The organism is Nesterenkonia sp. AY15, from assembly GCF_022565855.1.
Classification (GTDB): Bacteria; Actinomycetota; Actinomycetes; order Actinomycetales; family Micrococcaceae; genus Nesterenkonia.
This window is the reverse complement of record NZ_JAJOYV010000009.1, coordinates 68,722-79,928: the sequence shown is the minus strand read 5'-3', so window position 1 is coordinate 79,928 and position 11,207 is coordinate 68,722. Positions and strand designations below refer to the sequence as shown.

The window sequence follows — 11,207 nt, the reverse complement described above, 5'->3', positions numbered from 1 at the left end:
GAGGGCATGCCGAGCCTCGAGGAGCTCGACGCGCCGGACATCGATCTCAACCGTCTCGATGACCTGGAGACCTCTGTGGAGATGATCGTCGAATCGGGTCTGGTGGGCTGACCCATCACCGCCCCGGCCAAAGCTCCAGCGCGCACCGCCGCCCGTTCCCGCTCCGCAGGGAACGGGCGTGTGGCGGTGCCGCTGTGGCTGCGCGCCGCCGCGGTCATCGCCACGCTGGTGGCGCTGCTGCCGCTGTTCTACCTCGTCATCCGGCTGGCCCAGTTCCCGCTTCCGGACTTCCTGGACACCGTGTTCAGCGCGCGCAGCGCCCGGCTGGCCTACACCTCGCTGACGCTGACCTTTACGGTCACCGTGCTGTGCCTGGTCCTCGGCGTGGGCCTGGCGTTCCTGGTCACCCGCACACAGCTTCCGGGACGACTGATCCTCGGCGTCGCCGCGGCGCTGCCCCTGGCGGTCCCAAGCTATGTCGCCGCGTTCGGCTGGCAGTCGATGAACGCCCTGATCAACCCGGGCACCAGCTTCGAGGGGTTCCTGGCCGCGGCGATCGTGATCACCTCGGTGACCTACCCCTACATCTACCTGCCGGTGGTCGCCGCGCTGGTCTCGGTGGATCCCGCCCAGGAAGAGGCCGCCCGGGCGCTGGGCCGCGGCCCCATCGACACCTTCTTCAGCGTCACCGTTCGGCAGACCGCCCCTGCGATCACCGCCGGCACCCTGCTCTGCGCCATCTACGTCATCGCCGACTTCGGCGCCGTCTCGATCCTGCGCGTGGACACCTTCACCCGCGCTGTGTTCACCAGCTTCTCGATGGGCTTCGACCGGCTCGGAGGAGTCGCGCTGTCCTCGATCCTGCTGGTCTTCACGCTGTGCCTGCTCATCCTCGAAGGCCGGGTCCGCCGCACCGGCACCCGCTACTCCACCATGTCCGGTGAGGGGCGAGCCCGCCCCGCCCGCTTCCAGATAGGACGCTGGACGCTGCCGATCCTCGCGCTGGCCTGGACCCCGGTGCTCGTCGCACTGATGGTCCCGCTCTCGGCACTGCTGGTCTGGAGCCTGCGCGGGGTCTCTCGCCCGGGTTCACTGGCGGAGATCGGGTCGGCGCTGCTGAACTCGCTCTGGGCCGCCGGGCTCGCGGCGCTGGCCACCACGGCGATCGCGATCCCGCTGGCCCTGTGGCTGGCGCGGCGGCCCTCGAAGCTCGCTCGGCTGCTGGAACGCACCGCCTACCTGGCGCACTCGCTGCCCGGCGTCGTCATCGGACTCTCGGTGGTGATGCTCGGGATCGCGGTGCTGCCGGCGCTGTACCAGACCATGTGGATGCTGACCCTGGCCTACTGCGCGCTGATGCTGCCGCTGGCCCTGGGCCCGGTGCTCGCCTCCGCGCTCTCGGCGCCCCCGGAGCTGGAGGAGGCCGCCCAGTCCCTGGGCAGCAGCCCCGGCGTGGGCTACCTGCGCGTGACGCTGCCGCTGATGCTTCCCGGGATCCTCTCCGGGGCGCTGCTGGTGCTCCTGACCACGATCAAGGAGCTTCCGGCCACGCTGATGCTGCGACCCACAGGGTTCGACACCCTCGCCACGCGGCTCTGGACCTACACCGGCGGAGAGTCCTATGCGGCCGCCGCGCCCTTCGCCGCGCTGCTGGTGCTCGTCGCCGCAGTCCCCGCCTGGATGATGATTTCGCGACTACTCAAGGAGGTCCGATGACTGCAACGGACATTGACGCCACGGAAACTGGCATCACGGACACTGACACCACGATGCTCCAGGTCTCCGGGGTCGAGGTGCGATTCGGCGATCAGCCGGTCCTCCACGACATCGATCTGCGCGTGAAGGCTGGGACGACCACGGCGATCGTCGGCCCCTCCGGCTCGGGCAAGACCTCGCTGCTGCGCGTCATCGCGGGGTTCCTGGCCCCCGAACACGGGGAGGTCCGGCTCCACGGCGCGGATGTGACAGAGGTTCCCGCCCATCGGCGCAGCATCGGACTGGTCGCCCAGGACGGAGCGCTGTTCCCGCATCTCGACGTCGCCGGCAACATCGCGTTCGGCCTGCCGCGCGGAACTCCCCGGCGCGAGCGGCGCCGCAGGGTCGCTGAGCTTCTCGAGCTGGTCAGCCTCACCGGTGATCACGCCTCCCGGCGTCCGGACCAGCTCTCGGGTGGTCAGCGCCAGCGGGTGGCGCTGGCCCGGGCGCTGGCCCGCCAGCCGGAGATGATCCTGCTCGACGAGCCGTTCTCCGCCCTGGACGCTGGGCTGCGCGAGAGCACCCGGCAGGCGATCCGGGAGATCCTGCGGATCACCGGGACCACGACGATCCTGGTCACCCACGACCAGGACGAGGCGCTGTCCTTCGCCGATCAGGTCGCGGTGCTCAAGGATGGGCGGCTGCGCCAGATCGGTGCCCCCGAAGAGGTCTACACCAGGCCCTGCGACGTGGAGACCGCCCAGTTCCTCGGCGACGCCGTGCTGCTGCCCGGCCAGCTGACCGGCCAGCTTCCAGAGCCGCTCTCCGGACAGGCTGGGGCGGTGTGGGATTCGTCGACTCCGCTGGGCAGCGTGAACGTGGAGCTGGTCTGCCCGAACCTGGCCATCGCTCATCGGACGGCGAGCGGATCAACGGGGCAGGTGATGCTGCGCCCTGAACAGATCACACTCAGCGAGGAGGGTGTGGCAGGAACCGTGCTCAGCTCCCAGTACTTCGGTCATGACACCACTGCGCTGGTCCAGCTCGAGGGCGTGGAGTCCCCGCTGCGGCTGCGCCAGCTCAACGCGGTGCCCCTGACGCCTGGCACACAGGTCCACCTCGCAGTCCAGGGTGCGGGCGTCTTCTACCCGGCCTTCACCGAGTGCCATGCCTGCTCGGCGAGGCCCGCACGTGTCAGCATCGAGAGACGGGGTGCGACGCTGATGCCCAGCTTCCTCTGACCCGCGCAGCGGGCCAGAGGAGCAGGCACATCCTGCCGAACGGGTCCCCTGACTGTTCGCCCGGCAGTGCTCACAAAGGCCGCGCCACAGCTCGGATGGGTGACCCGTCCATGCCTGGCAGTCGCAGCGGGAGCCCTACGAACTCGACGCGGGCTGGCAGCTGTGTGAGTTGCCTCAGGTTTTCGATGATCAGCCGCCCCTTGCCGAGCACGATGTCGTGCACAGGCAGGCCTTGGTCGGCCGCACGGGTGGAATCGGGATTCAGCGTGTCCACGCCGATGACCCTGGCGCCGAGCTCCAGCAGATGCTCGGCGAGGGTGGGCTCGAGGACCGGGTGATCGAGATACCGTTCGGAACTCCAGTGTCGGTCCCAACCAGTTGCCACCAATACGATGCGGGCATCTCCCAGACCGCCGGCGAGCTGATCTGCGACACTCTCAAGAGTCACGGTGGCCCCTGCGCTCAGCTCTCCGGCGCGAAGCACCATCGCTTCGCCGATGAGGTCCTCCACGTCGATAGCGTCGACGGTGTGACCGCCGGGAATGACATGGGCTGGTGCGTCCACATGGGTGCCGGAATGCGTTCCCAGATGCAACGCGTGCACTTCGAATCCGTCTACGGCGACTGTCGCGGCAGGCTGGATCGACACCTGCGGGTCGCCGGGGAACACCGGCATCCCAGAACTCAGGTCGTGAGACAGATCAGCCCACCGCGACATCTCCAGCCTCCTACTTCTCAGTCGCGAGTTCGAGCTGGTCCGCGAGGTGTCGAGATTCGACGCCCCGGGGTTCAGAGATTCTCGCGATCCTCGTCCACAGCCAGTACATCAAGCCCGAGAACAACACCGTCGGGAGGGCCGCTCCAACGGGAGAGAACCACACGGTCGTCAAGAGCGTGTACAGACCGGCGCCAGTCGCCCAGACAACGATCGCGCCGATGTTCCACCCACCGGTGAACCAGTACTTCCCACCTTTATAGTTCAGAATCTCGCGGTTGTAGCTGCGCCGACGAGCCAAGTAGTAGTCCACGATCATCACGGCGAAGACGGGGATGAACAGGGCGCCGATCGTTGCCAGGAAGTTCGTGAACTGCTCGAGCAGCCCGAGCCAGGTAGAGCCGATCACAGCCACGACGCCGAGCCCGAGCGCAGTGGGAAGGAACGGCAGCGGCCGGCGACGGGGAAACGCGTGCTGAAGCGAGAGCGTCATGCCGTACATGACCATTGTGTTCGTCGCCATGACAGACAGGAACATCACGGCGGCCAGGGGCGCTCCGAACGCAGTGATGATCACGGTCGGATCGAATGCAACAGCCTCGTTGCCCTCGAGCAGGACGTAGGAGATCGCAGTGGCGCCGAGTGCCATCGTGAGAATCGTCGACGTGGTGTAACCAATGGCTGCGCCTGCTGCTCCGGCGCGGACGCCGCGCGCCGTGCGGGTGAGGTCGGCGCTGAGCACCGTCCAGGAGATCGCGGTGGCGAACACGATGTCGAATACGAGCGCGCCGTCCATTCCCAGTGCAGGGTCAATCGCGATGGCGAGGTACTCGGCAGGGGGATGGGTCGAGAAGGCGACGGCAAAGACGTAGATGATGATGCTCACAATGACGAGCCCGAAGAGCGGTTCGATGCGCGCGATTCCGACGTGGCCAAAGATCGCCAGGAACACGACGAACGCCTGACACAGCGCGGCGAACAGGATCGGGTTGGAGTACCCGGTCCACGCGTGAACGAGGTAGTCGACCGAGATGCCGGCGAGCATGGCCTGCACCCACGACCAGCCCATCAGAATGATCAAGTTCGACAGAGAGGGAACGATCGAACCGCGCAGCCCGAAGGATCCCTTTGTAAGTGCCATGGTCGAAAGGCCGGTGCGAACACCCATGACAGCGACAAGGGTCAGGACGCCAGCGCCCAGAACGGTGCCGCATACGATCCAGAGGAGCGAGTCGCCGAATGAGATGCCTGGAACAAACAGGGTGCCGGTCAGCAGCGTCGTGACGACCAGGTTCGCCGCCAGCCAGATCAGCATGATTCGGCCGCCCCCGAGGGTGCCTCGAAGCGGCACCTGTTCTTCGTCTGGGTCTGCGGTCAAGGTTGCGCTCTGCTGGGAGTTTTTCACAGGGAAGTACCTTCCTCGGTCACCGAGGAAAGGTGTTCATGGACCGCGAGCAGCCCCTCCTGGGTATTTTCAAAGACTATGGTTTCGCGTTCGCGGTACGTCTGGGTCACGCCCTCGACGAGCGCGGTCGTCTCCAGCACGTGCCAGAAGACGCCGCCGCCGGCGAGTACTCGGACTCCTGATTCGAGCGTGCGGCACGCGATGACGCGCCAGCCGGCTTCCTGGAGCTTGCCCCACGCGGCGTGCCAGCTCGCACGGTCAGCGTGAACGGTATTGTCGGGAGCAAATATGAAGGTACATGTAGGAGAGAATCGGCTGAAGTAATCGTTTTCATCATTGTTCTCAAACGCCCGCACTATCGCTTCTGCAGCCGACGAGATGTGCTGTGGAAGTAATTCAGTCATTGGATCTACCCCTTCAGTGCGGCACCCGACTCCGCTGTGGGTCGATTGATGTGACGCTCGATACAGAGGTCAGCATGCAACAAGAGTTGTACATGAGTCAACATTGTTCCGCTGCGCGATACGCTGGAGTCTCGGCTCGACGAAAAAGAGGATGAATGCGAAACGTCAATCCCGCCGCGAGCGACTCGCCACCCCCTATTGGTGCGAAGCTTCGTGCCGCTCGACAGGCTCAACACCTCACGCTCGACGTCGTGGCGAAGCAGGCGAATCTCACCAAGGGTTACATCTCGCGTGTGGAGCGTGACGACACATCGCCGAGCGTCGCGTCGCTGATGTCTATCTGCCAGGTGCTGGGGCTGTCGCTGGGTCAGCTGTTCGAGGAGCCGGACAGTGCAATCGTGCGTTTCGACGATGCGCCCTTGATCAACCTGGGGGGATCTGGAGCGGTGGAGCACATGGTCACGCCGCGCGGCCAGTCCCAGGTGCAGGTGATCCACTCGGAGATCGCCAGCGGCGCTCACGGTGGAGAGAATCTCTACACGATCAACTGCAAAGTCGAGTCTCTGCACATCATCCGCGGCGAGCTGCACATTCGCTTCGCAGCGTCGAGCGAGGTGCTCTACGCCGGGGATACCATCACGTTTCCAGGCAATGAGCCGCATAGCTGGTGGGCGCCGGTGGAGAGCGCGGCGCTCTGGGTGCTCGTGCCTGCGCCGTGGAGCGGGCTCGTCTGATCGATCACCGCTGAGACTGTCGGTTCTTCCATACAAGGTGTCTAATAGAGTACAAATATTCTCTATAACTATTCCTGGCCCGAAAGTGGCGAGAGATCGGATGTACCCATGTCAGCAACGGAATATGTGCAGTTCGATTCGGGGAACATCGGCCCCGCAGATGCGAGCAAGTCGCCCAGGTTCGCGGGAATCGCGACGTTCGCACGGCTCCCCAGGGCAGAGGAGGTCGACCATGTCGATATCGCGGTGGTGGGGGTGCCCTTCGACTCTGGGGTGAGTTACCGCCCGGGCGCACGGTTCGGTCCGGCGCATGTGCGCGAAGCGTCCCGGCTTCTGCGTCCATACAATCCCGCCGCCGATATCTCTCCCTTCGCCCAGGTGCAGGTGGCCGATGCGGGTGACATCTCGGTGAATCCGTTCAGCCTCGACGAGGCTGTCCTCGATATAGAACGCGCCGCTGACGAACTCCGGGCTGGAGGCACGCGGCTCCTTGCGATCGGCGGTGACCACACACTCGCTCTTCCGATGCTTCGTTCAGTGGCAAAGACGCACGGCCCTGTCGCCGTCGTTCACTTTGACGCGCACCTCGACACCTGGGACACCTACTTCGGTGCACCCGTCACCCACGGCACTCCGTTCCGGAGGGCATCGGAGGAGGGCCTCATCGACATGGAGGCCAGTCTGCATGTCGGCATCCGCGGTCCGTTGTACGGCAAGGAGGACCTTCGAGATGATGAGCGTCTGGGGTTCGCCATCATCTCGACCCACGACATCGAGGTCGAGGGCGTCGAAATGGCCATCGAACGGATGCGCCGTCGCATCGGTGACCGGCCGGTATATCTATCGATCGACATAGACGTCCTTGATCCTGCACACGCTCCGGGCACCGGCACGCCGGAGGCCGGCGGTATGACGAGTCGAGAACTGCTGCGGATGCTGCGCGCCTTCTCGAACACGTCGATCGTCGGTGCCGACGTCGTCGAGGTCTCGCCCCCCTATGACCACGCTCAGCTCACGGCTGTCGCGGGCTCGCATGTCGCCTACGAGGTGATCTCTGCCATGGCGGCGCGTCCCTGATGCGTCGAGCCTCGGTCCGACCGGCGTCCGGTCCGGACTGACACGACAGACGGATACCCCGCTTCGCGAGCTGCAAACTAGGAGATGAGCCATGACACGATCGCACGCCTACCACGTCACGAATCCTGCGACAGGGGAGACGCTGGAAGACTTTCCAGCTGCGACCCCGGAGGAGGTGGAGGTGGCCTTGGCCAAGGCCACAGAGGCCTTCGCCACGTGGAGAAGGACCTCTTTGGAGAGTCGAGCAAGGACAGCCCTGCGCGTCTCAGAGCTCTTCGCCGAACGAATCGATGAGCTGGCGAGGATGATCAGCATCGAGATGGGGAAGCCGCTGAGCGAGGGTGAAGAAGAAGTCGAGTTCGCCTCCGCCATCTTCGCCTACTACGCGGAGAAGGCGGCCGAGCTCACCGCGGATCGGGAGATCGAAAGCTACTCCGGCGGACGAGCCGTCATCGAGCACCTGCCGATCGGTCCGTTGCTGGGGATCATGCCCTGGAACTTTCCGTATTACCAGGTCGCCCGCTTCGTTGCGCCCAACCTGATTCTGGGCAACCCGATAATTCTGAAGCACGCGGAGTCATGCCCAAGATCAGCTCTCGCTATCGAGCAGCTGCTGCACGACGCTGGGGTGCCAGTTGGCGTGTATGCCAATGTCTTCGCCACTCACGAGCAGGTCGCGACGATGATCGCTGATCCACGACTGCGCGGCGTCTCGCTCACCGGATCTGAGCGCGCGGGATCCGCAGTCGCGCGGCAGGCGGGGGCGCACCTCAAGAAGGTGGTGCTGGAACTCGGCGGATCGGACCCCTACATCGTGCTGGATTCCGAGGATGTAGCCGGTGCAGCGGACACCGCGTGGGAGACGCGCGTCTACAACATGGGCCAGGTGTGCAACTCGAATAAGCGGATCATCGTCCACGAAGACATCTACGAGGCATTCGTCGATCAACTGACTGCTCGAGCTGCGGGCCTGCGGCCTGGAGATCCCTCAGACCCGACTCCCGGAACGTATTCGCCGATGTCCTCGGAGGGTGCTGTGCATCTGCTCAAGGAGCAGGTCGACGATGCTGTGTCGAAGGGTGCGCGGCTGCATGCGGGCGGAGAGATCCCCGACTCCTCGGGATTCTACTATTCTCCAGCAGTGCTGACTGGGGTCACACCGGAGATGCGAGCCTACAGCGAAGAGCTCTTCGGCCCAGTCGCCGTGGTCTATCGGTGTGAAAGCGACGAGGAGGCGATCCGACTCGCCAACGAGAGCCAGTATGGCCTCGGCGGTGCGGTCTTCTCCGTGGACGCCGAACGCGCAGCGGCAGTCGCCGCTCAGCTCGAGGTCGGGATGGCCAGTGTCAACACGCCCGCTGCGGAGGGTCCGGAGATGCCGTTCGGGGGCGTGAAGAACTCGGGCTATGGCCGCGAGCTTGGGCCGCTCGGCATGGATGAGTTCGTCAACAGACGACTTCTCTACATCGCGGACTGAGCGCCACTGACCACGGTCCCTGATGCTCGGCGGATTCTTCAATGACCAGGTCTGTGAGCAGTGGGACCCTCTGGCTGCGCATCGTCGTCCGGTGCTGAGGCCAGGGTCGGGCCGTATCGGAGCTGACAGAAGTCGCGCAGCCGCTGCGCCATGCTGAACAGCTCCGCGCTTCCGTGATGATCCCGACGCCAGGCTGCATGAAGGTGAAATTGGAGAGCGTAACCCCGTTCGTCAAGAATCCTCAAGGGGTGCAATGCGAAGTGGGCGTCGTCCGAGAGAACGGCGACGCCCCGTCCGGCCGCGGCGAGGGCCTGCGCGAGCCGCCCCTGTGAGACTTCGATGGTGCCGCGCGGTGCGAGGTCGGCGAGGCTCAGCGCGGCGTCGAGGATCTGTCGAGACTTCTGCGCTGCTGGCACGAGGATCAATGCGTGTTCACACAGGGAGGCCAGGTCGATCGCCTCTCGCTGCGCCCATGCGTGGGTCTGGGGAACGTAGGCCCAGACGGGAAGAGCGGCAAGCGACAGCGTTTCATGATCGTCTGCCGGTCTCTGCGGCGTGACGATCAGATCGTAGTCGGAGCTGTTCTGGGTGGGTTCCGGGCTGAGTGAAATCTCGGAGACGTGCGGGGTTGGATCGTGCTGGGAGAAGGTCGCGACGAAGGGGGCGACGATGTCGATCAAGGTGGTCTGCGGCGCGCCGATGGAGACATTGCGCATGCTGCCTGAGGCGAGCGTCTCGGCGATCAGCTCGGCATGGCTGTGCACGCGCAGCACCTCGCGGGTGACCGAGAGGAACTCTGTGCCCTCTGATGTGAGAATCAGTCGGTTGCCCGTGCGGCGGAACAGCTGGAGTCGGAGCTTGCTCTCGAGCTCCCGGATCTGTCGCGAGAGCGCTGGCTGCGTGATGTGCAGGGATTCCGCGGCCGCTGAGACAGTCCCTTCATCAGCGACAGCGGCGAAGTACCTGAGAAGTCGATGGTCCACAACTGACAGTGTGGCATGCTCTGTAGGCATGCCTTGTATCCGCAGCGGGCATTAGACAGTATGGTTCCGGGTGGACGAGTATCAGAGTCACAGATCATTTGATTGCGTCGCCTCAAGGAGCCCTGCATGGAACAGACCCGACACCTCGCGACTGAACTGCCCGGCCCGAAGGCCAAGGCACTCATGGAGCGTCAGCACGCCGCAGTGGCCCGTGGGGTCTCGACCTTGATGCCCACCTTTGCCGTCCGCGCCCAGGATGGAATCCTCGAGGATGTCGACGGGAACAGGCTCATCGACCTCGGAGCAGGCATCGCTGTGACCAGCGTCGGCGCCAGTGCACCCAAGGTGGTCGAAGCGGTGCAGCGGCAGGTCGCTGAGTTCACCCACACCTGCTTCATGGTGACCCCCTATGAGGGCTACGTGGCCGTGGCCGAGAAGCTCGCGGAGATCACCCCCGTCTCAGGTCCGGCACGCACCGCTCTGTTCAACTCCGGAGCCGAGGCAGTGGAGAACGCGGTCAAGATCGCCAGGGCGTACACCGGAAAACAGGCCGTGGCTGCCTTCGATCATGCGTACCACGGCCGCACCACGCTCACGATGGCGCTGACCGCGAAGTCCATGCCCTATAAGCACAGCTTCGGACCCTTCGCCCCGGAGGTGTATCGGGTATCGGGCTCATACCCCTACCGCGACCAGCTCGATGGCCATACCGCCGCGGCCCGTGCCATCGAACAGCTGGAGACACAGATCCGCGCGGAGAACCTCGCGGCGGTCATCATGGAACCGATCCAGGGTGAGGGCGGATTCATCGTTCCAGCGCCTGGGTTCCTCAAGAAGATCGTTCAATGGTGCAATGCGAACGATGTCGTGTTCATCGCCGATGAGATCCAGACTGGTTTTGCCCGCACCGGTCGTTGGTTCGCCTCAGAATACGAGGACGTGCAGCCAGACATCATCACCACCGCCAAGGGCATCGCCGGCGGAATGCCGCTCTCGGCGGTCACCGGGCGAGCAGAGATCATGGACGCTGCTCACCCTGGCGGCCTCGGGGGGACCTACGGCGGTAACCCCGTCGCATGTGCTGCCGCCTTGGCTGCCATCGAGACCATTGAAGAGGGGCATCTGGATCAGGAGGCGCTGCGGATCGAGAAACTGGTGCGCACCCATCTGGAGAAGGTCCAGCGCCGAGACCCCCGCATCGGGGATATCCGCGGTCGCGGTGCGATGCTGGCCTTCGAACTGGTGGACCCTGAGACGAAGGCTCCAGACGCGGGGCTGACCTCTGCTGTCGCGACCGCAGCGCGCCAAGCCGGGGTCATCGCCCTGACCTGTGGGACCTATGGCAACGTGGTTCGACTGCTTCCACCTCTGACCATCAGCGATGCGCTCCTCGAAGAAGGCCTGAGCATCATCACCGACGCGCTGGCCGCAGCCTGAAGCTGCCGGTCACACCTCCAGTCCAGCGCCGCGGATCGC

General features: G+C 64.9%; 10 protein-coding genes and 1 pseudogene. 6 read left to right on the top strand and 5 right to left on the bottom strand.

The window, feature by feature from the left end:
- Positions 1–180 precede the first annotated feature (180 nt).
- Entirely contained in the window at positions 181–1,716 is a 1,536-nt protein-coding gene (locus LSI54_RS12000; protein ID WP_241478463.1) for an ABC transporter permease, read from the top strand.
- On the top strand, positions 1,713–2,936 hold the full coding sequence (locus LSI54_RS11995) for an ABC transporter ATP-binding protein (RefSeq protein ID WP_241478462.1): 1,224 nt from the start codon (positions 1,713–1,715) through the stop codon (positions 2,934–2,936). The genes LSI54_RS12000 and LSI54_RS11995 overlap by 4 nt, the downstream gene beginning before the upstream one ends.
- Positions 2,937–3,006: 70 nt before the next feature.
- Here the strand turns inward: LSI54_RS11995 and LSI54_RS11990 are convergent, their stop codons facing one another.
- From LSI54_RS11990 to LSI54_RS11980, 3 genes are read right to left on the bottom strand one after another with little or no spacing between them, the layout of a single operon-like run.
- On the bottom strand, positions 3,007–3,654 hold the full coding sequence (locus LSI54_RS11990; protein WP_241471185.1) for a cyclase family protein: 648 nt from the start codon (positions 3,652–3,654) through the stop codon (positions 3,007–3,009).
- 10 nt (positions 3,655–3,664) lie between these two features.
- A complete protein-coding gene (locus tag LSI54_RS11985; protein ID WP_342357825.1) occupies positions 3,665–5,056 on the bottom strand; it encodes a purine-cytosine permease family protein in 1,392 nt (463 codons plus the stop codon).
- Positions 5,053–5,460 carry a nuclear transport factor 2 family protein gene (locus LSI54_RS11980; RefSeq protein ID WP_241465926.1) on the bottom strand — a complete coding sequence of 136 codons (408 nt, stop codon included), beginning with the start codon at positions 5,458–5,460 and terminating at the stop codon, positions 5,053–5,055. The genes LSI54_RS11985 and LSI54_RS11980 overlap by 4 nt, the downstream gene beginning before the upstream one ends.
- A 155-nt stretch (positions 5,461–5,615) precedes the next feature.
- Between LSI54_RS11980 and LSI54_RS11975 the strand changes: the two genes are divergently transcribed.
- The 3 genes from LSI54_RS11975 to LSI54_RS11965 all read left to right on the top strand — a co-directional run bounded on the left by LSI54_RS11975 (position 5,616) and on the right by LSI54_RS11965 (position 8,748).
- Positions 5,616–6,194, top strand: a complete 579-nt coding sequence (locus tag LSI54_RS11975; protein WP_241478461.1) for a helix-turn-helix domain-containing protein — start codon at positions 5,616–5,618, stop codon at positions 6,192–6,194.
- 108 nt (positions 6,195–6,302) lie between these two features.
- The gene (gene speB / locus LSI54_RS11970; RefSeq protein WP_241478460.1) at positions 6,303–7,271 is read left to right on the top strand and encodes an agmatinase; all 969 of its coding nucleotides are present in this window, start codon (positions 6,303–6,305) and stop codon (positions 7,269–7,271) included.
- 91 nt (positions 7,272–7,362) lie between these two features.
- Positions 7,363–8,748: an NAD-dependent succinate-semialdehyde dehydrogenase gene (locus LSI54_RS11965; RefSeq protein ID WP_241471184.1), complete on the top strand. Its 1,386-nt coding sequence runs from the start codon at positions 7,363–7,365 to the stop codon at positions 8,746–8,748.
- A gap of 38 nt (positions 8,749–8,786) precedes the next feature.
- On the opposite strand, the gene LSI54_RS11960 is transcribed toward LSI54_RS11965, so the two are convergent.
- Entirely contained in the window at positions 8,787–9,512 is a 726-nt protein-coding gene (locus LSI54_RS11960; protein WP_241478464.1) for a substrate-binding domain-containing protein, read from the bottom strand.
- A 48-nt stretch (positions 9,513–9,560) separates the two neighbouring features.
- A pseudogene (locus LSI54_RS13235) lies at positions 9,561–9,761 on the bottom strand (LysR family transcriptional regulator); the annotation flags it as partial.
- 96 nt (positions 9,762–9,857) lie between these two features.
- Here LSI54_RS13235 and gabT point away from each other — a divergent pair.
- Positions 9,858–11,168 carry a 4-aminobutyrate--2-oxoglutarate transaminase gene (gene gabT, locus LSI54_RS11950; protein WP_241478459.1) on the top strand — a complete coding sequence of 437 codons (1,311 nt, stop codon included), beginning with the start codon at positions 9,858–9,860 and terminating at the stop codon, positions 11,166–11,168.
- Positions 11,169–11,207 lie beyond the last annotated feature (39 nt).

Excerpts from the sequence above, each read along its gene's own strand:
- LSI54_RS11995 (WP_241478462.1), top strand. The coding sequence starts at position 1,713 with ATGACTGCAACGGACATTGACGCCACGGAAACTGGCATCACGGACACT.
- LSI54_RS11990 (WP_241471185.1), bottom strand. The coding sequence starts at position 3,654 with ATGTCGCGGTGGGCTGATCTGTCTCACGACCTGAGTTCTGGGATGCCG.
- LSI54_RS11980 (WP_241465926.1), bottom strand. The coding sequence starts at position 5,460 with ATGACTGAATTACTTCCACAGCACATCTCGTCGGCTGCAGAAGCGATA.
- LSI54_RS11975 (WP_241478461.1), top strand. The coding sequence starts at position 5,616 with ATGCGAAACGTCAATCCCGCCGCGAGCGACTCGCCACCCCCTATTGGT.
- speB (WP_241478460.1), top strand. The coding sequence starts at position 6,303 with ATGTCAGCAACGGAATATGTGCAGTTCGATTCGGGGAACATCGGCCCC.
- LSI54_RS11965 (WP_241471184.1), top strand. The coding sequence starts at position 7,363 with ATGACACGATCGCACGCCTACCACGTCACGAATCCTGCGACAGGGGAG.
- gabT (WP_241478459.1), top strand. The coding sequence starts at position 9,858 with ATGGAACAGACCCGACACCTCGCGACTGAACTGCCCGGCCCGAAGGCC.